At 50.4% G+C, this 24778-nt stretch carries 16 protein-coding genes; 8 read left to right on the forward strand and 8 right to left on the reverse strand.

Annotated features, from left to right (window positions below; translation table 11 throughout):
• Positions 1-101 precede the first annotated feature (101 nt).
• Positions 102-974, forward strand: a complete 873-nt coding sequence (gene rsmA / locus DESTI_RS07975) for a 16S rRNA (adenine(1518)-N(6)/adenine(1519)-N(6))-dimethyltransferase RsmA (RefSeq protein ID WP_014809453.1) — start codon at positions 102-104, stop codon at positions 972-974.
• Between the two features lie 174 nt (positions 975-1148).
• Entirely contained in the window at positions 1149-1400 is a 252-nt protein-coding gene (locus tag DESTI_RS07980) for a hypothetical protein (RefSeq protein WP_014809454.1), read from the forward strand.
• 52 nt (positions 1401-1452) lie between these two features.
• Here the strand turns inward: DESTI_RS07980 and DESTI_RS07985 are convergent, their stop codons facing one another.
• The 5 genes from DESTI_RS07985 to asnB form a co-directional block, all read right to left on the reverse strand.
• Positions 1453-2217: an MBL fold metallo-hydrolase gene (locus DESTI_RS07985; RefSeq protein WP_014809455.1), complete on the reverse strand. Its 765-nt coding sequence runs from the start codon at positions 2215-2217 to the stop codon at positions 1453-1455.
• A 470-nt stretch (positions 2218-2687) separates the two neighbouring features.
• On the reverse strand, positions 2688-3380 hold the full coding sequence (locus DESTI_RS07990) for an MBL fold metallo-hydrolase (protein WP_014809456.1): 693 nt from the start codon (positions 3378-3380) through the stop codon (positions 2688-2690).
• 220 nt (positions 3381-3600) lie between these two features.
• Positions 3601-4146, reverse strand: a complete 546-nt coding sequence (locus DESTI_RS07995) for a 4Fe-4S dicluster domain-containing protein (RefSeq protein ID WP_014809457.1) — start codon at positions 4144-4146, stop codon at positions 3601-3603.
• A complete protein-coding gene (locus DESTI_RS08000) occupies positions 4121-6106 on the reverse strand; it encodes an aldehyde ferredoxin oxidoreductase C-terminal domain-containing protein (protein ID WP_014809458.1) in 1986 nt (661 codons plus the stop codon). Before DESTI_RS08000 ends, DESTI_RS07995 begins: the two co-directional genes overlap by 26 nt.
• 1296 nt (positions 6107-7402) lie before the next feature.
• A complete protein-coding gene (asnB, locus tag DESTI_RS08010) occupies positions 7403-9277 on the reverse strand; it encodes an asparagine synthase (glutamine-hydrolyzing) (protein WP_014809459.1) in 1875 nt (624 codons plus the stop codon).
• A gap of 625 nt (positions 9278-9902) precedes the next feature.
• Here asnB and DESTI_RS08015 point away from each other — a divergent pair.
• The 6 genes from DESTI_RS08015 (at position 9903) to DESTI_RS08040 (ending at position 18003) form a co-directional block, all read left to right on the forward strand.
• Entirely contained in the window at positions 9903-11663 is a 1761-nt protein-coding gene (locus DESTI_RS08015; RefSeq protein ID WP_014809460.1) for a sigma 54-interacting transcriptional regulator, read from the forward strand.
• A 451-nt stretch (positions 11664-12114) separates the two neighbouring features.
• A complete protein-coding gene (locus tag DESTI_RS08020; protein WP_014809461.1) occupies positions 12115-13569 on the forward strand; it encodes a hypothetical protein in 1455 nt (484 codons plus the stop codon).
• 22 nt (positions 13570-13591) lie between these two features.
• A complete protein-coding gene (locus tag DESTI_RS08025; RefSeq protein WP_014809462.1) occupies positions 13592-15040 on the forward strand; it encodes a 4-hydroxyphenylacetate 3-hydroxylase family protein in 1449 nt (482 codons plus the stop codon).
• Between the two features lie 57 nt (positions 15041-15097).
• Positions 15098-15424 carry a hypothetical protein gene (locus tag DESTI_RS08030; RefSeq protein WP_014809463.1) on the forward strand — a complete coding sequence of 109 codons (327 nt, stop codon included), beginning with the start codon at positions 15098-15100 and terminating at the stop codon, positions 15422-15424.
• The gene (locus tag DESTI_RS08035; protein WP_014809464.1) at positions 15421-16773 is read left to right on the forward strand and encodes an acetyl-CoA hydrolase/transferase family protein; all 1353 of its coding nucleotides are present in this window, start codon (positions 15421-15423) and stop codon (positions 16771-16773) included. Before DESTI_RS08030 ends, DESTI_RS08035 begins: the two co-directional genes overlap by 4 nt.
• A gap of 318 nt (positions 16774-17091) precedes the next feature.
• Positions 17092-18003, forward strand: a complete 912-nt coding sequence (locus DESTI_RS08040) for an N-acyl homoserine lactonase family protein (RefSeq protein ID WP_014809465.1) — start codon at positions 17092-17094, stop codon at positions 18001-18003.
• A gap of 502 nt (positions 18004-18505) precedes the next feature.
• On the opposite strand, the gene DESTI_RS08045 is transcribed toward DESTI_RS08040, so the two are convergent.
• The 3 genes from DESTI_RS08045 to mfd form a co-directional block, all read right to left on the reverse strand.
• Positions 18506-19537, reverse strand: a complete 1032-nt coding sequence (locus DESTI_RS08045) for a rod shape-determining protein (RefSeq protein WP_014809466.1) — start codon at positions 19535-19537, stop codon at positions 18506-18508.
• Between the two features lie 119 nt (positions 19538-19656).
• On the reverse strand, positions 19657-20931 hold the full coding sequence (locus DESTI_RS08050) for a peptidylprolyl isomerase (protein WP_272913397.1): 1275 nt from the start codon (positions 20929-20931) through the stop codon (positions 19657-19659).
• Positions 20932-21086: 155 nt separating this feature from the next.
• A complete protein-coding gene (gene mfd / locus DESTI_RS08055; RefSeq protein ID WP_157212123.1) occupies positions 21087-24689 on the reverse strand; it encodes a transcription-repair coupling factor in 3603 nt (1200 codons plus the stop codon).
• Positions 24690-24778: the final 89 nt, after the last annotated feature.

Genomic DNA, 24778 nt, shown 5'->3' on the forward strand with positions numbered 1-24778 from the left:
GTTTGTGCTGCATTGTGGAGCGGAAGCCATCCCGTTCCTTTTGGTTGCATCACGGATTAATTTCAATAATACATCAGTAATGGAGTGCTTTTCTGAAGGCCATGTCAACGCCTGTGAACGTCAAAAAGACTTTCAGGGAAAAAGGGCTCACGCCAAAGAAATGGATGGGCCAGAATCTCCTCGTGGACAAGCTCTACCTGTCGAAGATCGTTCAGGCTGCACGAGTCAATCCAGGTGAATCGATTGTTGAAATAGGAGCAGGACTGGGAGTATTGACCGAAGCGCTCCTTGCCCGCGGAGCAAAGGTGTGGGCTCTGGAAGTGGATTCCGGTTTCTATAAAGTGCTCCAGGAGAAATTTGAAGGTAATCCGGATGTGGAACTCATCCATGCGGATGCGCTCAAATACGATTTTAGATCTCTGGCCCAGAGAATCGGGGTGCTCAGAGTAGTGGCGAACCTTCCGTATAATATTTCGAGTCGACTCCTCTTTCGATTTCACGAGCACAGAAACCTCTTTGCTTCCCTTCACATTCTCCTGCAAAAGGAAGTTGCGGAACGGCTCGTATCCGACCCTGGAACCAAGGATTACGGCGTTCTGACGGTGCTCCTCGGGACAAGCGCCAGCATCGAGATACTCTTCGATATTCCCGGCAAAGCATTCTACCCGGCTCCGGATGTAGTTTCATCCTTTGTCAAAGTGGAATTTCCCGAGCATGCCCCCGTGCCGGTTCGGGACCCGCAGCTTTTGAACATCCTGACAAAGGCCTCCTTTACCGGACGGCGCAAGACATTGAGGAACACGTTACGGAATCCGGCTCTTTTCGGGATCTCCATGGACGAAGTGGTCGATGCTGCAAGTGATGCTGCGATAGACCTGAACCGGAGAGGAGAAACCTTGTCTCCAGCCGAATTCGGCCGTTTCGCGGATGCTCTCGTCAAAAGGCGAGAAAGCAGGACAGCCAGTGAAAAATAAGGGACATTGCTCTGACGAATTTTCTCAATTCCTTCGGGATGTTAAACCACCAGCGACAAATTGACTTCCATGTTTGCTGCAGTTAAACTGTACATGTAATTGACAATTTTGACCGCTAAAGGACAATTTTGAAGAGAAACCGGTTGGAAAACAATTTTCGAGAGGAGAAGTCTTATGAACACGATCCAGCCAGGTGATCAGGTAGTCAGCATGGGGCCGGACAGGGAATCAATCGAAGTACATACGGTGGTCAGTGTTCTGCCCGGTGGATTGCAGGTTGATGGTACTTCCGGCAAAATCTCTAAGACGGAATTGAGGGCCTACAAAGAGAGCATTGTGAATCAGATACGAGAAAAAGAGAGCGAACTCAAATCGATCAAACAGGATATCAGATCTCTCTATGAATCACTCGGCCGCGTAGAATAAATGATCCAGGGCGGGCAGTATTCCGGTTCATGAGGGGAACCTGTATGAAAGTTCACTTATCTTTCTTTTCGAGATCGGGAAATGCCTCTTTTTGCCTTGTTTCCCAATCATCAGGTGCGTACAAGATGGCATAATTGGAAACTCCCAGAGGAGATCTCCAATATTCGATGAATGCTCGCACCTCTTCTTTCGGCTCGATGACTCCGAAATGGCTTTCGAGAAGAACATCGGCCTGCAAGCGCAAGAGCCTTGTCAATGAATTCACGTACTGCTCTTCATTGGAGAGTAACTCCGAATGGAGCGGACCGTGGATATCCTGCCCGAAAAGAATAAGCTGACCGTCAATTTCAGTCGTATACGCAACCGAACCCGGAGAGTGACCGGGGCAATGAATCGCCGTCACTGTACCGTTGCCGATGGAAAGGGTTGATTCTTGATCCTGCAATCTGATGTCAACGGTAAGTGGTTCCAGGCAGGCTCCATACCAGGCAGCGCCGGTCACATGGTTATCTCCTGTTTGCAGATATATCGCATCCAATTCATGAGCTACGATTTTGCAGCCATATTCGTCTCTTATGGCCTTAGCTCCGCCGGCATGATCGAAGTGGCAATGAGTCAGGAGAAGGTATTCTATTTGAGCATTCGATTCGAGGCATTCCGCAATGTTCTTTCGTAATTTCGAGTGACCTCGACCGCTTCCGGCATCAATGAGGGCTGCTTTATCGCCGAAGCGCACGAGGAAGATGCCCGCATCCGATGGATCGGTCAACTCCATTCCGCCCACTTGCCAGAGATTATTCCTGACTTTTATGCTCAACCTGACTCCTATAGAATTTGGGCACATGCTTAGACGCTTAGGAGGCTGTCTCAAAAGTCGAAACTTATCCCAGATCGTGGCACGAAGTTTTCATCATCTTTCCGGCCTGATTGTAGGGGCGCCTCTCGTGGGTGCCCGGTAGTGACCGGCCTCCGTGCCGGTCATTGCAGGAGGGTAGGCACGAGACCTGCCCCTACAGGGACGGATGAATCGTGGCACGATTTGTGTGCATTCGAGAATTCTGAGACAGTCTCCTTAGGTCTTAGGTGCGCCTGCCTAGCATCGGAACCGCCCATTCAGCAATTCCATTAAATGCTGTCATTGCGAGCGAAGCGAAGCAATCGCCTGAAATTAGCCGGTTGAGTCAGGAGATCGTCTCGCAAAACGCGGGATGGTGCACTCCTCGCAACGTCAGGTTTTAAGGGCCTCTCTGGCGCCCGAGGACCCGAAGATTCTCCATGTCGTTGTCATCAACAGCGACATGGTTGCGGAGCCGGGGTAATACAATTCTGAATGAATTCGTCAACCTCTCGCCTTGGCTCGATAATACCGAAATGGCCCTCGAGAAGAAGATCGGCATTCAAGTTTGCCACTCTTTCCAGTGAAGCCAGGTACTTTTCTTCATCGGACAGCAGTTCCGAATGGAGCGGACCGGCGAGGTCTTGCCCGAAAAGAATGAGCTGACCGTCAAGGTACGTTGTGTACACGACCGAACCCGGAGAGTGACCCGGGCAATGGATGGCTGTAACAGTACCATTACCGATAGACAGAGTCGATTCTTCTCCCTGCAATTTGATGTCGATGGAGAACGGTTTGAAGTGCGCCTTGTGCCGAGCTGCTCCGGTTACACGGTTATCGCCGGATTCCATATAAACCGCATCCAACTCATGAGCCACGATTTTGCAACCATATTCATCTCTTACGGCTTCAGCCCCACCAGTATGATCGAAATGGCAATGCGTCAGCAGGAGGTATTCGAGTTGCCCATTCGATCCCAAGCATCCAGCGATGTTTTTAGTGAGCTGCGAATGATCTCGTCCGCTTCCGGCATCGATAAGGGCTGCTTTGTCGTCAAAGAGCACGAGGTAGACCGCGGCGTCGGAGGGATCGGTCAGCCCTCGTCCGCCCACTTGCCACAGATTATCCTTGATTTTTATGGGCACTCCGACCTCCTGTGTGTCGCATGAAGAGTTTCCTTCGGTTTGTGCCGATTTATACCGATTTGCTTTCAGAGTTAGACGAAAATCCCTTCTAACCCCCCTTTATTAAAGGGGGGAATGGGGGGATTTTAAACGCAAATTCGTATTGCATCAGACGGCATAGGATTTCTTGGCCTCATGAATGACTTCTTCACTGCAATATTGCACTTTTTCGGTCGCCTGTTCAGTCTTTCTTTGAGAGAGAAATCCGGGAAACAGTATCCATGACCTTGTCCAATCCGTATTTGTTGATCATGGCCTCAATTCCTATCTCTACGTCCTCCAGCTTCACTTCTTCTTCCACTTCCTCTTCTCTCTCTTCGTAGATCAGGACATTATTGAGGCACTTCTCAACACACTTCGGTTTTTCCAGAGCGGGATCGCTTTCACACATGTCGCATTTCAGAGGGAGACCTGAATCGGGTTCCTTGAAAAAATCCCTGGAAGGACAGGAAGCCCTGCAAAAGGAACACTCATCGTATTCTTTTCCGTCAATCAGGTATTTGTCTCTGCCCATGCATTCGGCCGGAGCATACTCACCTGCGAATACCGGAAGCCAGATATTTTTTAGTCGATGACTGATCACCTGAATACGAGCCCTTGCCGGATTAATGCTGCTGTATTTCGGTGTGGCGTGATACGCGGAGCAAATGATCTCACATGCACGGCAGCCGTTGCATTTATCAGCATCAATCTTGATGGTCTTAATTTTCTTCGTTATTTTCGCCATCTTTTAAGATTCCTCTCTTCTCTAAATCTTCAGCAACATAGCCCAGATCCAGTTCAATCAATCTCTCTTTTGTCGGAACACCATTCATGTTCCATCCCTTGAATTTGTAGTACGTAGACAAGAGTTCTTCTTCCAGTTCCGGGAATCTCCTCTTCCAATGGTCTTCAGGCGGCTTCTCATCTGCCCTTCTCATGCCTCGCCTGTTGTTGAATGCTCTGTGCAGATTTCTGCTTCTATTCACTATTTTCTTCAATCCGGCTTCATCCACATCCATACCGCTCGCTGCGGAGATAAGTTTCGGGTAATTGTGTATATGATACGGAGGCTTCAGGCAAAACGACCCCATGCCGGCACATATTCCCAGGGCATCGTCAATGTTGTGCAGCATTTCCATCCAATCCACAATTTCACTGCACATTTGCGGAGTCGGGAAATAAGGTATCGATTTATCTCCCCTTGGCTCCCACTCAAGAACATATTGTTTGAATCTGTCGTCCGGAACCTGAATCCAATCCCTTACAAAGGCTTCCCTCTGTTCTCTCGTGGGAAAAGCTGCCTGTGGGAAATTCCCTTCGATTTGGGTGATGCTTATCTTCTCGTTGGTGGAATACATAAGGTAGTAGATAGGATCCAACATTCCCAGTTTGAGAGGCAATTGCTCGTGCTTCTTGATAGTATTATGATCGAATTTCTCCGCTCCTTTGCCGATCTTTCTGGCTGCATAGTAAACGCCGTCTGCTAGAATGTCTCCAATTCCTTCCCTGTGGGCAACTCTGTCAAGCAACCAGAAAAATCGTCCTTCTTTGTCGGAGGGACATCCTTCAAAGTCCTTATCGGTCAGAATGCCTGCTTCATAGAGTTCAACGGCAAACGCCAGTATTTGTGGCGTCGAGAATGAGTCCACTCCATATTCAGTGGCTCGTTGAAGGATCCTGAAGTTAAAGTTGAGGTCATCCACATAGGAAGCCATGGCATACGTTAGCTTGCCGAAGCATTTCATCATGTATCTCGAACCGCTATCAGGGGATGCAACCAGTGCTCCGCATTGTTGCGGACAATTAAAGCAGCTTATCAGGCGTTGAATAGCGGTCAATTGAGCATTCGTCCAATTCGCTTCATTGTCCTTGCTCCAGAAATCTCTCCTCCGAGTACGAGCATTGCCCCACATGAAATTTTCAGTATGCCACTTCTCATCGGTGTGCTTCATCTCCTGGGGGGATCCGATGCCGGACAAAATGGTCATCACATCCGGGATGGGGTTCGTATTCCGAAAGTTTATATATTCGGTGACTTCGTCCATGAGGGACATGAATTCCGCACCGCGGGCAAGATAGACATCCTTGGTGCCGCGAACGGCGATTGCCTTGATGTTCTTATCCCCCATCACGGCTCCTCCGCCGAGCCTACTGGCACTGGACCTACTTTGCTCAATGGAGGCAGTAAAGACACGGTTTTCACCTGCCAGCCCGATGGCGGCCACCTGAGCCTTAGGTTGTTTCAACTCCTCTCGTATGAGATCCTGGGTCTCAAGAGCGCCCTTACCCTTCAAATGCGTGGCATCCCGAATTTCTACCTTGTCATTGTGTATCCACAAATAAACGAGCTTCGGGGATTTGTTGCGAATGACAATCTTGTCATATCCGGCATATTTCAACTCTGCAGAAAAGAATCCCCCCATCATGGGATACGCCAGTAGTCCCGACTGCGGTGAGATGAAAGTAAAAAGAGTACGGTTAGCGCTATAAGCCGGAGTGCCGTTGAGAAGACCAGTGCTGACTGTCAGAATATTCTCATCATCAAATGCTTCAGTCTCAGGGGGAACACGATCCCAGTGCAATTTTACGCTGGTACCCAGACCCCCAAGATGAAGTTCCGTTAATTTCGGGTCTGTTTCTACCCGTTCGATGTTTCCTCTCGCTAGATCAATTTCTAAATGGTATCCCGTCTCTGCGTACCTCATCTTACTTTACTCCTCACAGTCGACTTGCGATATGCCTCATCGGTGCTTCTGCAACCAAAGAAGCGACTCATACCAATTTGCACTCAAAATCCCCCCATTCCCCCCTTTAATAAAGGGGGGTTAGGGGATTTTCGTCTAACACTGAAAGCAAATCGGTATCATCTCGAGTTCTATGCTGGTCGAATAACGCCGCTTAAATAGTTTTCCGGTCGAGGCGTTCCTGATTACGTGCTGTATCGGCAATGACATCGACGTCTTTTCTTCATCGAACGGATCGGAACAGCCGAGTGGTCTGCCATCCTGAGGTCAATTCCATGAAGCTGATTATGTCTCGCATGACATAAGCCATAATACGAATATCACTTATATAAAAAAGTTTGTCAAGGGTTTTTGCTTTTGTCACGAATTTTGCGTTGATAATCGATGTTCTTGAACTGACGGCCAGTCCAAATCAGATGCACCATTGAAGCACGTTCTATCCGGTCCCTGTTGCGTCATTCATTACTTCCATGGGTAATTTTGCTGAATGTAACAATTGCCAGCATTGATGTCCGATTGAGGCTAGAGGCCGGCATATCCGAAATATGATCAATGATATCGATAGAATGGATCGGCAGGGACGTCGGCACCCGCTAATATCTTGTATTCGAGTGGGGTAAACGTCAGAATTTTTGGTAATCGACTTATACCGATTCGCTTTTGTTTTTTGTAATCTGGCAGGCTTGAGGTATCCTTCGCCCCGGACGACGCAAGGCCGTCTAATCACTCCGCTCAGAACACCTCAGCCTTCGCCATCTTATACGCATAATTGCAAAATTATTAAACATCAGGTACCAAGCTTCCTCACTGCGCGTATATCAAAACCTTGCCAACTATCATGTGAGTTCTGTTCGGTTTTCGGACGAGATGTAATGATGGTCGTAAATACGCGAAGCTACTCGAATGGAGTTTTCAGCGCAGTGCGCAGAGGTCCGTGTCGTTAGAGCGATTGTCAAAAGTTCCGACGTTTATTCCACGCCCGAATACTACCTATTAAATGGAGACCGACCTCTCGGGGGAGAGACTGTCTCAAAATTCTCGAATGCACAACAAATCGTGCCACGATTCGCCATCTTCGTAGGAGTAGGCCTAGTGCATACCCTTATTTGGGAGGACACGAGGCGCGCTCCTAAATCAGGCCAGCAGGACCATGAGAACTTCGTGCTACGATTCAGGACAAATTTCGACTTCTGAGACAACCTCGAGATGCCGGCCGCCACCATGATCCGGTAGCGGTCGGCCTGCGTGCCGGCCAGATCAGGTTGATACGAGCGAACTCGTGTTAATCTGCGATTCCCACTCGCTGAAGATAAGGATTAGCCATAATTTGTGTGCATTATCGGCTTTTCCTGCCAGATGTTCCGACCAGATTTTCTCGACCTGTCCTCTCCTGAAGACCGTGTGACGCCCTCCCAAAAGTCGATCCTCGGCCCATTTCCGGAGATCGGTTTTGAACCATTGCCCCAGAGGCACTTGAAATCCGTACTTCGATCTTTCGAGGATTTCAGACGGTACCAGGCCCCGGGCTGCCTGCTTGAGGATCTTCTTGGTCTGTCGATAACCCATCTTGAATCCGAGGGGCATTCTGCAGGCGAGTTCAACGACGCGGTAATCCAGCAAAGGGCTTCTCACCTCCAGGCTGTGGGCCATGCTCATGCGATCCACCTTGGTAAGAATGTCTTCTGCCATGTAGGTCTGTATATCCGTGAACATCATGCGGGTTACAGGGTCCAGACCTGTCCATTGTCTGGCTGCTTGCAACACCGAATCAGAATCCGCGTGATAATCCATTCCCGTAAGGAGCCGTGCTTCAGATAACGTGAACGTCTGCGGAATAACCGCAAGAGGATTCTCTCGCATTCGCCGGGATGCGGCCACAAACAGCTTCATCTTCTTCGTAATGCTCGTCCCGTAATAATCCGTTGTTGCAGGCAATAACCGCACAAAAGGTTCGATGCACCGCTCTCTCAAGAGAGACGGGACCAAATCGTATATCGTCTGCAACCGCCGCGCGACGTATCGTTCGTACCCCCCGAAGAGCTCGTCTCCGCCGTCTCCGGAAAGAGCCACCGTAACGTGCTCTCGAGTGTGCTGCGACAAATACCAGGTGGGAATTGCTGAAGAATCTCCGAACGGCTCCCCGAAATGGCGCACCACTTCAGGGAATATGTCCTGAATTGTGTAGTTCACTGCCCGTTCGGTGTGGTCCGTTCCGATGGAACGGGCAGCAAGCTTTGACCATTTCGATTCGTCGTGGGTTGTTCCCGGAAAAGATATGCTGAACGTTTTCACCGTTCGGAAGCTATTCCGGGCCATGAGGGAAGTAATAAGCGTGGAGTCGATGCCGCCGCTCAGAAACGATCCGAGCGGTACGTCGGAGATGAGTCTTCTACTGACCGCATCATCGAGCAATCCTCGTAATTCTTCGACGGTGCTGCCGTAATTCAAGCCATGCTGCGGCTCGGGAGGTTCCCAGTATTTCTCGATCGTCAATCCGTTCTTGTCGAAGACTGCCATGTGGCCAGGAGGCAACTTTTGCACCCCCGCAAAGATCGTGTGCGGCGCGGGTATGAAATCATAGAGGAGATATTCGAGCAGCGCCTGATGCGAGAGTTCCTGAGGGACTGCTCTGTCCCGGGTCAAGGCCTGGAGCTCCGAGGCAAAACTCAGCCTGTTCTTTTGCAGAGAATAATATAAGGGTTTCTTCCCCAGCCGATCACGTACGATAATCAGTTTCTTGCGTACATCGTCCCACAGAGCAAAGCTGAACATGCCATTCAATGTTCCGGGAAGATCCTCTGGATTGTCGAGATACAATTCAAGAATGACTTCAGTGTCCGAGCGTGTCCTGAATGTACGTCCTCTTTTGAGTAGCCCTTCTCGAAGCTCTTGAAAATTGTAAATTTCCCCATTAAAAACCAGAGCGGCACGCCCATCCACGGAGAGCATCGGCTGTTTTGCAGCATCGGTCAAATCGAGAATCGAAAGCCTCCGGTGCCCCAGAACACATGCATCGAATGTGCAGGTCCCACCCATATCGGGACCGCGATGCGTCATATCGTTGCACATGGCCTCAACCACAGAAACATCCGGGGTTTTTGAAAAATCGACAATACCGCAAATACCGCACATTCGGGGCGCTCCTCGCTACTTATGGTCAGAGGTGACCCAGTATACTGCATTCCGTGCCGAGTATGCAGTACCGGGTTGCTTCCCACGAACGCATGGTTTACAGCCAAAACTTCTGATGTTTGTCCCACGCCTAATACAAGATAGATAATAAGTGGGGACCGATATCCCAGTGTCCCGAAAGTGACTCAAAAATCGAAATTTGTCCCAGATCGTGGCACGAAGTTCTCATCATCTTCACGGCCTGATTGTAGGGGCGCCCCTCGTGGGTGCTCGGTGGTGACCGGCCTCAGTGCCGGTCATTCCGGGAAGGGCAGGCATCCCGCGTGTTCGCGGGACCCCTACGAGGATGATGAATCGTGGCACGATCTTTGCGTATTCGAGAATTTTGAGACAGTCTCTCCCTCCCGGCCCATTCTATCGATATCATCGATCATATTGAAGATGTGTCGGCACGGAGGCCGGCACCCACCAATACTCTTATCCTTAATCGAACACTCATTTCGGCAATTCCTATAAAAGCAGCTTCCAAAGGCACTGCCAAACATCGGCACGAAATCCGGTTGTGAGGATATCCGGGAGAGGGTATCCTACACAGGAAACCACTGTAATGAACTAGGATCCATACATGGAACGAATGTCGCACATACCGGATACTGTCAGGGCACTCATCGACGCAATTCACAATCCTATTATTGCAATCGATGCTCAGGGAACAATCGCGATGTGCAACAGCGCCGCAGAAAGCATGCTCGGTCATACCCGGGAACAGGTCTATGGCAAACGATTGGATTCCTATCTTGAAACTTCGGAACTTCACCGGATTCTGGAAACCGGCCAGGGAGAATTGGTCAGAAGACTCTCCATAGGATCCAAGGCGTACGTGTCAAACCGAACACCCGTGAGAATCAACGGAGAAACCATCGGTGCCGTGGCAGTTCTTCAGGATATTTCAGAGCTTGAGGCAATCTCCAGCGAACTGGAGCATACAAGGCTCATCTCGGAGCAGCTCAATGCAATCATAGAATCGTCTTTTGACGGGATCTACGTCACCGACGGCCAGGCCCGCACGCTCAAGGTCAATGCGGCCTATGAGCGCATAACCGGCCTCAGACGTGAAGACGTACTGGGCCGCACCATGATGGATTTGGTAAAAGAAGGGTTTTACGATGAATCGGTAACTATACGCGTTCTGGAAACCGGTAAACCGCAATCCATTCTCCAGACTATAAAGACCGGCAAGACCGTGATGGTCACTGGAACACCGTTTCTTGACAAAGAAGGCAAAACCATGCTCGTGGTGACGAATGTGCGAGACGTGACTGAGTTGAATCTCCTCCAGAAAAAATTGGAAAATATGCATAAGTTGCAGTCTGAAGCCAAAATAGAGCTGGAACAGCTCAAAGAATCCCGCAGAGGAGGCGTTCGGCTATCATTAAGGTCCAAGAGCATGCAGGAAATTCTGCAATTAGGTCTGAGATTGTCTCACGTGGATTCAACTGTGCTCGTGGAAGGAGAATCAGGAGTCGGCAAGGAAGTCTTCGCTGACATTATTCACAATAGCGGCCCCAGACAAGGGAACCCCTTTATCAAGATCAGTTGCGGAGCAATACCGGACCAACTGCTGGAATCCGAACTCTTCGGGTATGTTTCCGGCGCTTTCACCGGAGCAAGGAAGCAAGGCAAAGCCGGGTTATTCGAGGTGGCGGACGGCGGGACTATATTCCTGGACGAAATAGGAGAAATGCCCCTCGGTCTTCAGGTCAAGCTCCTGAGGGTGCTTCAGGAAAGAACCATCACAAGAGTAGGTGATACGGTCCCCATCAAAGTGGACGTGCGCGTAATTGCCGCAACCAACAGGAATCTTGCTGGAATGGCTCAAGTAGGACAGTTCAGAAAAGACCTCTACTACAGACTAAACGTTGTGCCGGTACGGATTCCGCCTTTAAGAGAGAGAAAGGAAGACATAATTGACCTGGTCTATCGTTTCCTGGATTCCTGTAACAAGAGGTACGGATTCAGCAAACAGATCGATCGGGAAGTGCTGAACGTTCTCATGGATTATGAATGGCCCGGTAATGTGCGAGAGTTGGAGAATGTCATGGAACAGATGGTGGTTGTCACTCAAGGAGAAGTGATCACGATGGATGACCTGCCCTCGCAGTTGAAACGAGCCATGGAAGGAACACAAGTATTGCCCGTGGAGGACAAACCCCTGAAAACGGTTCTGGAGGAAGTGGAACGTCGTTCTCTCGAACTGGCGTATCGAAAACATAAGACCACGCGCGCTGTTGCCAAGATACTGGGGATAAATCAATCGACTGTTGTCCGCAAAATGCGTCAGTACGGGATACGCCCCATCGGCATTGCTCAGGGAGATGCTCTGTGATGCAGGACTGCATCTATAGATGCTGCTATGCATCAATCTCTCATTCGCGTTCAGATACCCGGTTCCCACTCTAGGACTATTCCGCGATGCAGAAATGCATCAAACGCAAAGACCAACACCCCGCTGAGTTCACCACGCATATTCTCACCCATTCGCACACTGTCTTCGATTGAACGGCTCCCAACCGTGACCGCGTGCTGTTTTTTCCGGATTGCCTCAGGACCCATGCCTGCAACGCGAGCTTGACACAGTTCGGCACACTTGTTGCTTCTCAAATGAGCGCGATGTTCAATTTGCTGCAGACTTCGGACCGTCTGTAGACCTTGTAATTCAAACCGAGAGCTCTCGATTACGACTTACCCGTTAGTACCATGTGCGCTGAACGGGCAATTCTCAAGTCGCGCGGACCCTTGAGATAAAAGGAGAATCATTCCCAAAAAGGAGAAGTCTCATGAGCTGGTTAGGCCCAATACACGAACGAAAGGTAGGCGAGCAACAGCCGTACATACCTTTTGGCCCCTTCCATATCAGGTTGCCCTTCGTTCACTATCGATTCGAAGTAGCGGATTTTGTTCAGGGTCTGGTCATGTGCGCCGTCTGCCTGGGCATAATCCCTATTCTCCAGGAATATCTGGGAATGCCGTTTGAAATAGCGATCACCATCGTGATCCTGAACGGTTTTCTTTATTGCTGGCATGCCCATCTGGGAGATCCTGTGGTTCCCGGTTGGATCACACCGGCCATCCCCTTGTTACTGCTATGGCTGAAGACGTTTCCCGAGGGTGTTCCCCGTATGCATGCCCTTATTGCATTCGAGTTCGAGTTGGGCCTTTTCGCTCTCTTCCTTGGGATGACCGGCCTGGCGAGACGATTTGTCGATCTCGTCCCTGATGCGTTGAAAGCGGGAATCCTGATCGGCGCCGGAATAGCGGCCATCAGGCTGGTATTCGAAACAGGTGGAAGATTTGACAAATACCCCTGGACCATTACCATCGCGATCGGTTTTGCATTCTTCATCCTGTTTTCCAACTTTTTCAAGAGCCTTCGGCCCAAGCATAAGATTTTCAAGTTCGTGTCGGATTTGGGGCTTCTTCCTGCGCTCCTTCTGGCAATCCCCATCGCGCCGCTTCTTGGAGAGCTTCCGTGGCCGACGATCCAATGGGGATTCACTGTCCCAGATTTTTACACCCTGTTCACCGAATGGACACCTTTTTCCAGCAGGATCGGCTTTCCCCCAATTGAGCTGTATCTCGCTTGTGCCCCTCTGGTTGCCGCCACCTATATCGTCCTGTTCGGAGACCTCATCCAGGTTGAAGCACTCGTGGATGAAGCGCGAGTGTTCCGTCACGGTGACGAGAATGTACATTTTGATGCAAACCGTAACAACATCATCGTGGGAATGAGAAATGTGGGAATGTCAATGTTCGGACCCGACTTGTCTATGTGCGGCCCCATTTGGGCAGCCATGCAGGTGGTGGAATGCGAACGTTACAAACACGGGCGCGAGGCAATGGACAGTCTGTTCGGCGGGGTAGCATCATTCCGACTAGGCACATTTTTCGCCTATTTCCTCATGCCAATCGTGAGTCTCGTAAAGCCAATTCTTCCCATTGCACTGTCCTTAACTATGTTGGTTCAAGGCTACGTGTCTGTCCGCATCGGAGTCCTCAAGGCTCGCACTTACAATGACCTTGGAGTGGCGGGCGTAGTAGGCGCTGTGCTCATTTCCCGCGGCGCAGCGTATGCATTTGGAGTTGGCATAATTCTTTGTCTGCTGATCTACGGTCGAGACTTTTTCCGTAGATGGCAAGCGTACAACAAAGTTGACGATCCTGTATTCAACAGCACCATCGATATAGAGGAACCTAAGCCTGAACCAGAGTCGCTTAAGGTGGCCGCTGGTTGATCAGGATAGAGGAGAAACGACAATGGCTCTTAAGACCGGAGTACAATACGAAGAGAGTCTCCGTAAACTAAATCTGAAAGTGTATTTGTTGGGCGAGTTGGTCTCGAATCCGGTAGACCACCCCATGATCAGACCGTCAATGAATTCAGTGAAAATGACATACTCGCTGGCGGAGGACCCTCAGCATGAAGATCTCATGACAGCGACATCTCATCTTACCGGCCAAAAGGTAAATCGCTTCTGTCATCTGCATCAGAGTACGGAGGACCTTATAAAGAAGGTGAAGATGCAGAGACTTCTCGGGCAAAAAACGGGCTCCTGCTTTCAACGCTGCGTAGGCATGGATGCAATTAATGCCGTAGACAGCACGACGTTCGAGATGGACGAAAAACTCGGGACCGAGTACCACAAGCGTTTTTTGGCATTTTTGAACATGATGCAGGAACAGGACCTCACTGTCGATGGTGCTATGACCGATCCGAAAGGGGATCGCGGATTAGCTCCAAGCAAACAAGCCGATCCGGATATGTACGTGCATGTGGTGGAGAAGAAACCTGACGGGATAGTCGTCCGGGGTGCCAAGGCTCACCAGACAGGCGCCATAAACTCCCACTGGATTCTCGTCATGCCCACCATTTCCATGCAGAAAGACGACGCGGATTATGCCGTCTGTTTTGCTGCTCCCGCCGATGCGGAAGGCATTTTCTACATTTACGGCAGACAATCATGCGACACCAGGAAACTCGAAGGCGGTGAAATCGACGTAGGAAACAAGCAATTCGGGGGACATGAGGCTCTCATGGTATTCGAGGACGTGTTCATCCCCTGGGAAAATGTGTTTATGTGCGGAGAGCATGAATTCAGCGGAATGCTTGTCGAACGATTCGCAGGATATCACCGGCAGAGTTACGGGGGCTGCAAAGTGGGTGTCGGCGACGTTCTCATCGGTGCCGCGGCTCTGGCGGCCGACTACAATGGAGCGGCAAAAGCTTCGCACATCAAAGACAAGCTCATAGAAATGGTCCATCTCAACGAAACGCTCTATGCGTGCGGAATAGCCTGTTCATCAGAAGGCCGGAGAACTCCGTCCGGTACGTACCTCATCAACCTTCTGCTTGCCAATGTGTGTAAACAAAACGTCACACGTCTTCCGTACGAAATTGCCAGGTTGGCTGAAGACATTGCAGGAGGCTTAATGGTGACCATGGCATCAGAGCGCGATCTCAAGCACCCGGAAGTCGGGAAAGTCATTGAAAAGTACTTTCAGGGAGTAGCTTCAGTCCCGACCGAGCACCGCATGCGCATTTTGCGACTCATCGAGAACATGACCCTGGGTACGGCCGCGGTAGGGTACAGAACCGAATCCATGCATGGTGCAGGATCGCCTCAGGCACAACGCATAATGATTTCGCGGCAAGGCAACCTGGAGCAGAAGAAAAATCTGGCCAAGGAACTTGCGGGGATCAGATGATTGATCCGACCGAAGAGGTGAGTAACGAATAATCGAGAATCGCAGGGTCTGACAGCTTTGAGATCGGTCGGCATCAAATACTGCGGGGGATGCAACCCCCAAATCGAGCGCTCTGAAATTGTAGACCGCTTGACACGACTATTTCCTGAAGACTGGCTCCTGGAAAGAGGTGAGCCTGCCGATCGATGGGACATTGTGATTCTCGTTTGCGGGTGCCCCGTAGCCTGTCTTGACCGACCGGAAACACGGGGCCTCGCACGAAATTACATCCTGATAAGCGGTTCCATGGTGGATTTCCGTCCTGTACCAAAGGAAAGACTCGTGGCAGTGACCGTACAGAGATTGCAGGAACTCGTTTCCTGCGGAAAAGGAGAATTTCCGTGAATTGGAAATCTTATTATAACCAGCGCACATTCCCCGCCCGTGAGGCGGTCAAAGCAATAAAATCGGGAGATAGAGTCGTTCATGCTCATGCATGCGGAGAACCAGCATGTCTGGTCAACGCAATGGTGGATCGTGCAGACGAGCTGCGAGACGTAGAGATCGTTCACATGGTCTCCATGGGAAAGGCAAAATATTGTCAGCCCGAGTATGCGACTTCGTTCCGGCACAATGCTCTCTTTGTCGGTAACACCAGTAGACAGGCAGTGAACGAGGGACGAGGTGATTATACGTGCTGCTATTTTTCCGAAATTCCGCTCCTGTTTCGAAACGGTCTTTTACCTGTCGATGTGGCCCTTATAGCAGTCTCACCCCCGGATAAACTCGGTTTTGTTTGTCTCGGCATATCGGTGGACTACACAAAGCAGGCGGCATTGAGTGCCAAGACGGTAATAGCGGCCGTTAATCCCAATATGCCGAGGATCGGAGGCGATTCGTATCTTCACGTCACAGATATTGACTATTTCGTGCCTACGGAAGAGCCGCTTATCGAATTACAGCCTCCTGCTCTCGGAGATCTTGAAAGAGCCATCGGAAGCAATGTGGCAAGTCTCATCAAAGACGGAGACTGCCTGCAACTCGGTATTGGAGCACTGCCCGATGCGGTACTCAGCTTTTTGGGAGAAAAAACCGATCTGGGTATCCATTCGGAGATGATCTCCGATGGAGTGATGAAGCTCGTGGAAGCAGGTGTCGTAACCTGCAAGAGAAAGAATTTTAGGCCCAGAAAAGCAGTCATAACATTTGCCATGGGAACACGGGGATTCTACGAATGGCTGAATGACAACGCCTTAATGGAATCCTATCCTGTAGATTTCACGAACGATCCATCCATTATCGCTCAGAACGATAACATGGTGTCCATAAATTCGGCAATTTCTGTAGACCTCCAGGGTCAAGTGGCTGCAGATACGCTCGGCTCGAAACAATTCAGCGGAGTTGGCGGTCAGGTGGACTTCGTTAGGGGCGCAAACCGTTCCAAAGGCGGCAGGAGCATTATCGCGATGCCATCCACTGCTGCCAAAGGGAAGGCTTCCCGTATCGTAGCAGCTCTCGACCGCGGTCAGGCTGTCACCACTCCCAGAAATGACGTGGCTTACGTCGTCACCGAAAACGGGGTAGCCGCTCTCAAAGGCAAAACCATTCGACAGCGTGCAGAGGCGCTTATAGCAATAGCGGCTCCGGAATTTCAAGACCGACTCAGGGAGGAATTCTTTGAAGTGTACGGATTGAGAGGCCCAACAATCCAGGTTTCTGTTCAAGTGGCTGCCGGCTCGGCTGGCGCAGCGTGACGGAGCCTGGAATTCTGCAATTTGACGAACGCAGATTATCGGTATATCAACCCCGCACCGGAGGAAGAAGAAACCTGGACTATCATCCCGCGTAGGCGCTAAGTTAGGGTCACGCTGCTTAGAAGGGCACTTCGGAGTGTCAAGAAGACCACCAATGTCCCCCTTTTTTAAAGGGGGATTCAGGGGGATTTTAGGGATTTAGATCAAAATCCTCCCTTGGCCCCCTCTTTATAAAAGAGGGGAAATACTCTGGTAAGTTAGCGCATATATCATCAGCCGGTGCGGAATTGTTACGAGATAAAAAAAGGAGGAACCGTAATGGCAGCCGAGATTTCTCGCAGGCATTTTTTTAAGTTCGCCGGTGCAACCGCTCTGGCATGCGGTGCAGTCAATGCAGAGGATCTATTCGGCCACGTACCGTCAGCTTCCGCCGCGGTACTGGAAGTGAAGGCGAAAGCCTTCAAGTGCGGAATTCTCAAGACCCAGACACAGTATATGCTCAAGGATACCAGGGTCGGCACTCCAATGGACATTCCTGTGACCTTCTTCGTCATCAGTCACGGAAAGGATTGGGTTGCTTTTGATACGGGGAATAACGCTATGGTCGCGAAAGACCCGGTCGCATATTGGGGAGAAGCCGTGACCAAGGCATATTATCCCGTGATGAAGGACTACGAGGAATTTCAGGTTCAAGTCCAGAAAATCGGACTCAAACCAAAGGATTTCAAGGCAGTGATATTGAGTCACGGGCATCTGGATCATGCTGGCGCCATTGACAATTTCAAAGGTACAGATGTCCCCATTTACCTTCAGGGAAAAGAACTGGAAATAATCAAGAAGGCAGTGGCAACCGGTGAAAGATCGGCCTACATTCCGGCTGACTTCGCGGCGATCGATCAGCTCAATATCAAGCCAGTTGACGGTCTCTTCGACGTGTTCGGGGATCAGACGGTAATCGCGTTTCCGACTCCGGGCCACACCGATGGGCATCAGTCCCTGTTCGTGAAGCAGACAAACGGGAAAGCCTTGATTCTCGCTGCAGACGCCATGTACACAATAGAGAACATGCGAGATGCAATCCCTCCGGGATTGGCAATGAATATTCCCACAGCAACACAGGGTCTGTACGTATTCAAAGTGATGAGCTATATCGGTGCTTCTGTGGTTCCTTCACACGATCCTGGCTATTGGGAGACGAAGGCGCTTTCGCCCAAGGATTTTGAAGCCTGAGGCTGGAATGTGCAGTCGTGGAAGGGCGTTGATGCTCTGATGAGAGCAAGATGAAGTTGTTCCCTATATTCCGGGGGCGTTTGTCAGGCCACTCTCCCGCGAGGTGTGGGATCGCTTCGCTCCTCGCAATGACAAGCAGTAGGACTATTTTGCATTCAAGATGCTTACTGCACGGACCTGGCGGACAGGTCCGTGCTTCCGCCTTAATGAGAACTATCTGACTGCAGGTCGGTATACATTCGTTGCTGAACGGTGGATTCCTCTGCTGCTCCCGCGGGAGACTCCGGCCCCCGCCAGCAAGGTCAAGTATCATATCTTCATCTTATAGTGCCAAAATTGAGGCCCGATTGCACAAAGAACAATGCGTAGCGGCGGGCCTCCGTGCTGTGGTGGGTGGGCAGAGATGAATTACCGGGCTATTTTCTTCCGTCCCTACGGGACGAAGAGGTGGGAAGCAAAGTTTCCGCTTATGAACTCTTCCCTCGCTCTTCTTGCCCGGAGACTACGCGATTGATATTTCTCTTAAGAGGTCCAGATCCTGCAGCATCATTCCTGCTCCTCGGGCAACGGTAGTCAGCGGATTATCCGGAACGATCACCGGAACTCCAATTTCGCGCCTGACTCGGATATCGAGATTTCTGAGTAATGCACCGCCACCGGTCAGAACGATTCCCGTATCGATGATATCAGCCGCGAGTTCCGGGGGACACTGTTCCATGGCAACTTTTACGCTATCCACGATGGAATTCACCGAATCCATGATCGCGTGGGTGATGTCCCCGGAATTGATGGTGATCGTTTTCGGAATTCCGTCCATCAGGTCTCGTCCTTTGACGTCCACTTCCTCGATATCATCATCGGGGTAGGCTCTTCCTACCAGGATCTTTATCTGTTCTGCCGTAGAGGGACCGATCAAAATGCTGTAATGCTTTCGAATGAAATTCAGGATATCCATGTCCAGCTTGTCTCCGGCTATCTTGCTGGAACTGCTGTACACCACTCCGGTAAGTGAAATAATTGCCACTTCCGTGGTGCCGCCGCCAATATCCACAATCATGTTGCTCATGGGTTCGGTTATGGGAAGACCTGCCCCGAGCGCTGCAGCCATGGCCTCTTCTACGATGTAGACTTCATGAGCACCGGCATTCAGTGTGGAATCCCGAACCGCACGCCGTTCGACGGGGGTGACTCCGGAGGGTACGGAAATGATGACACGCGGTCGAACAAATGCTTTTCGGCCGTGAACTTTCTGAATAAAAAACTTCAACATGAGGCTAGCCATCTCAAAATTCGCGATGACTCCCTCCCGCAGCGGGCGAAATACCTCAATGGAACCGGGGACCCGGCCGATCATCTTCTTGGCGTCTTCGCCGATCCATACCTCGGATCTGCGCTTGTCTTTTTTCCGCAAGGCTACGACGGAAGGTTCGTTGAGAACGATTCCTTTGCCTTGTGCATAGACCAGCGTATTAGCCGTGCCAAGATCAATGGCAAGGTTCTTGGATATTTTTGAGGCGAAAAAATTAACGAGCATGAGCCGCCAAGAAGACCGTTCTACCGTTGTCGATATCGGATTTGAGCGTCGAAATCCGGGAAACAACCCGGAATGGGAAATGCCTTTGCAAGGACAAGAAACCCTGAATAAGGAATGTACTAGATTTTGACTTCAATGATAGAATTTTTCCTTAATTCGTCGAGCCATTCTTTCATCCTGGCCTGAATTTTCTCCGTCCGGATCAACTCTATGACTTTTCTGCGAACTTTACGATATTCCTTTTCTTCTTCCGGAGTCAGTATTCCGAGAGATTTCTCGTTACCCTTGACTTCCTCTTCCTTCTCGTCAGGTTTTTCGGCTGTATCGGGAGTATTTTTCTTTTTGACATTTTCCCGTTGTTTGTTCAATTGCTCTTCCAACTGCTTTCGTTCTTTCTCGGGAATATTCTCAACCTTCTTCACCCTGTTCTTTGAGTCCGCAATGTAGAAGATTACGACTGCATCGGGAGAAGTCAGCGGAGGAATCAGATCTCCGTCCTTAAAACGTTGAAGCATTTTCTGGAGCGCGGGTACCATGTTCTTGGTATCCATGAACCCAAGATCGCCTCCAGATGAAGCCAGATGATCCTTGGAATACCTCTTGGCGAGCTGAGCGAAATCCGCGCCGGTCATGGCTTCTTTGTAGATTTCTCTGGCCTGAGCCATTGCTCTTTCCATATCCGCCCTTTTATGGCCTGGGGGAAGCTTCAGGGTAATCTGTCTCAGTCTTACCTGTCCGCCAACATAAATCTCTCTGGTTTTCGGGATCTCCGGTTGCTTCGCCTCTGTTTGCGGGCGAGCAGGGGTCATACTCTCAATGAGCTTGTTGTGAAGATCGTCGATCTCACCTTTATGGTTCTTGAAAAACTGCTGAGCATCTTCCTCGCTAAGAGGAACCTTTTGTGCCACTTCCGCGGAAATAAGCCGGTTGAGGGTTAACTGACGCCGCATAAGTTTCCGATATTCAGGGTAAGACATTCCTATGCCGCTCAGATGAAGCACAAACTGATCTTCCGAGAGGTTATTCCGTTTTCGTATGGATTCCAGCGATGCGTCGAGTATCCTGTCCTCGATCTTGAGACCCTTTTTCTTCGCCTCTTGCTCCAGGAGGTGTATTATTATCAATTCTTCAAGGATTTCACGTTCAGTAGGCCATTTTCCCGGTGGCACGACACCCAGAGGAAGACTGAGAAAGCTCCGCATGAGAGGTTGTTTGTGTTTCTTGACGTCGGATTCCAGTATGACCTCGCCATTCACCACAGCCGCCACTCTGTCGGACCCTATTTCCGTTGCGGCTGATATCTTCGTGAGTGAAAAAATAAGAAAACAACCTAGTAAAAAGAAGAGTGCTCGTTTCATGTACCACGGTCCTCGATGAGCCCGGGTAGTCCTCACAAAGATTCTTGCAACGGAGCTGCAAACCCGGGTTCAGCTATTTTGGAGCAGAGCGTTTCATGTCGGGAGAATTGTTACGAAAAAAAGAAACGGGTTCCTCCTCGCACAAAACCCAAAACGGTAATTAAATAATAGAGAACTTGATATTTTTCAAGTCATGATCTTCTTCTGATCCGAACGGTCGCCCTGAAGTGCTCCTTATCGGATTTTTCACCGTCCGTAGACTCTGGACGGTTATGATCGAGCCGGCTGAATAATTCTTGGCATTTCTTGATTCGCGTGTCGGGATTGGTCTTCCCGATTCGGTACTTCAGGCGATCTCCGGGCATGATTTTGACGAGATGATCTGCCTGCGCCCATTGCACGAGAGTTTCCGGGCGAATCGGAGTATCCGGATCGAACGTAAGTACGAGATCTTGACCATTGTAATCGAGTCTCAGGATTCGAATTTCTTTCATCGCGAGCCGAATTCTCATGACTTGAATCAAATGGTGCACCTGAATGGGAGGCTTGCCGTAGAGATCGAAGATTTCTTCTTCCGTGTCCTCTATCTCTGAATTGGTTTCCGCTTTTGAAAGTCTCTTATAAAGATTCATACGCTGTTGCGTGTCAGGCACGTAATCGTCCGGGATGTACACTTCCATCTTCAGGTGTATTTCTGGATCGATTCTAGGCGCGGATTCCTCTCCCTTGAGTTCCTGTATCGCGTCTTCCAGAAGATCCAGGTACATCTCGTAGCCCACGAGAGAGACATGCCCGGATTGTGAAGTACCCAGAATATTGCCTGCTCCTCGAATCTCCATGTCTCGCATGGCAATTCTGAATCCCTGACCGAGACTCGAATATTCCTGCATTACTGACAAACGTTTTACCGCATCGGGAGTTATCATGGTTTCAGGAGGGGTAAGCAGGTACGCGTATGCGCGCACGTGGGATCTTCCTACACGGCCCCGCAATTGATACAAATCTGCAAGTCCGAAGGTATCGGATCGCTCGATGACGATAGTGTTCGCAGTGGGAATGTCCAATCCCGATTCTATGATGCTCGTACAGACGAGAATATTGTACTTGCCCGTAAGAAAGTCCACCATTACCTGTTCCAGTTCCCGTTCCGCCATTTGCCCGTGAGCTATGCAGAATCTTCCCTCAGGAACGAGCTTTTGCAGCGCGGCAGTCCTTCGGGCTATGCTCTGGACCCGGTTATGCACATAGAAAACCTGGCCGCCTCTGTTCAACTCTTTGAGGAGCGCTTCTCTGACCACTTCTTCGGACTGACGCATCACATATGTCCTGATGGACTGTCGATTCGTCGGAGGGGTCTCGATGACGGATAAATCCCGGATTCCTGTAAGAGAAAGATTGAGAGTACGGGGTATGGGGGTCGCTGTGAGTGTAAGAACATCAACGTGCGCTTTGTATTTTTTGACTCGCTCCTTATGCGCGACGCCGAAACGTTGTTCTTCATCGACCACAAGGAGCCCCAGATCTTTGAAAACAACGTCTTTCTGCAGTAAGCGGTGGGTTCCGACAACCAGATCGACTTTGCCCTGTTCGACTTGCCGCAGCGTTTCCTTTTGTTCAGCGTTGGAACGAAACCTGGAAAGCACGTCTACAATGAAGGGATATCCTCTGAATCGTTTCTTGAACGTATCGAAATGTTGTTGAGCCAGGACCGTTGTGGGCACGAGAACAGCAACTTGCCTGCCATCCATTATTGCCCGAAAAGCTGCTCTTAGAGCCACTTCTGTTTTTCCGTACCCTACGTCGCCGCACACCAGCCGGTCCATAGGCATGTCCGTGTCCATGGATTCCATGACATCTTGAATTGCCCGGGCCTGATCCGGAGTTTCCTCAAAATCGAACGATGCTTCGAATGCGGCGAAATTTTCATCCGGCGGAGAATAAGCGGATCTTCTGGTCACTTGACGTTTGGCATAGATTTCGAGCAACTCCCCGGCCATTTCCTTAATGGACTTCTTGATCCTGGCCTTTATCTTGACCCAGCCTTTACCGCCAAGCTTATCGATGCGCGGAGGTTCTTCGGAACCTGCAATATACTTCTGAATTACTTGCAGTCGCTCGACCGGATGATACAGGAGATCTCCCCCTGCATATTCGATGAGCATTACCTCGCCTACAACTCCGTCAAATTCTTTGCGGACGAGGCCACGGTAAATTCCTATTCCATAATCCTCATGGACCACCGGCTCGCCTTCAGCCAGATCCATCAATGAGGAAATCAGCGTGCCCCGGGCCCGCTTCTTTGGCACCGACCTGACTCTGGAACCGAAAATCTCTTCTTCACACAGGACGATCCGGTGAGCCTGATCCAGCTTGAATCCGGAAGAACAAGCGCCGACATACAGCCGTATTCCCGGAGTGGGCTCTGCATCGAAATTGACGGGCTCAAATCCGGTTCCGCGGTAATCGATATTGAGACCGTACGGTTCCAGCAGTTTCAGGAGCCGGTGAGCTTGTCCTTGTGTATGGCTGACCAGGAATAGTTCATATCCGTCATCTCGCCAGGATTCCATGCGTTTGACAAGCTTTGCCATTCCGCTGTCATAACCTTTTGACTGGAGAAGTTCGGATCTGACATTGTCATTGGATTGGGCATTGAGCCTGAAAGAAACCGCCCCCGGCTCGTGTATCTCGAGGGGAGAAACGGTCACCGTGCGAAACCGCTGTATTCGTTGAAAAAAATCTTCCTGTGTGAGATATACCCGATCGGGATCCGGGACCGGATATCCATCTTCTGCCGCATTCTCCCAACCGTGCCTGATTTCCTCCTCAAAGTCCTCAAATGCACGCCCCAGAATGTCTTCATTCGGGAGCACAAGAGTACTATCCGAGGGGACATAGTCCAGGAGCGTTTCCAGCGCGGGGAAGAAATAGGGGATGTAAAACTCTGCGCCCGGAAAGCGTATGCCATGGCGAAAATCATCGATGAGACGCTGTCTTACACGCTTTTCCGTGCCTCTGTCTTCGCAGGCCTGTAATAGTCGCTGCAAACCTTCGTCTCTGGTTTCAGTATCAGGCACGAGCATGTGAACAGGAGCGACAAGAACCTGTCGAACATCGTCCCGTGAACGTTGATTCGTGGGATCGAAAAACCGCATGGACTCGATCAGGTCGCCGCTCTGCTCGATACGAATCGGATAAGGATACAAAGGGGAGTACAAATCTATAATGAAACCGCGTACAGAGAAGTCTCCCGCATCTTCCACGAGGGGGACCCGGTTGTAACCGGCTGCAACCAGACGTTCCAACAATTCGTCGCGGTCTATCTCGCTGCCCAAGGCGATCGTAAACGACGCTCGATCGAATGCACGCGCGGGTATGAGCTTGCGAATCAATGCATCCAGGCCGACCACCACTACCCTGGGTGGTTCGGGTTCTCTCAGCCTGAAGAGGGTGGACATCCGTTCGACCCACGACTCGTTTTCCAGTGCCGCATGGGTAAACGGGAGCATGTCCGAGGAAGGATAGCGCATCACCTTGTCGGTAAGAGGATATCTGTATTCCTCGTCTTCACCGAGAAAAAATCGAATATCCGAGGCAACACTGAGGGCCGCTCCTCCGTCGGGCATCACGACGATTATTGTCCTGAAGCTTTTCCTCGTAGCCGCAGCTATAAGGAATGCAGGAGCCGAGCCCACTAAGCCATAGACCCCGCCGTTATCGGCGGATTTCGTCAGAAAATTTACTGCCTCTTCAAAAGAAGAAGATTGTGTCGAAGGGAATGGGTCAGTTTTCATGAGTTCCAATTGGACTCCGGCGTATAGCAAAATTCGACAGTATTTGCGATCGATCGTTTCTCATTCGATGCACGCGCGAACTTTTCAGA

It is taken from the genome of Desulfomonile tiedjei DSM 6799 (genome assembly GCF_000266945.1).
Taxonomy (GTDB): Bacteria; Desulfobacterota; Desulfomonilia; order Desulfomonilales; family Desulfomonilaceae; genus Desulfomonile; species Desulfomonile tiedjei.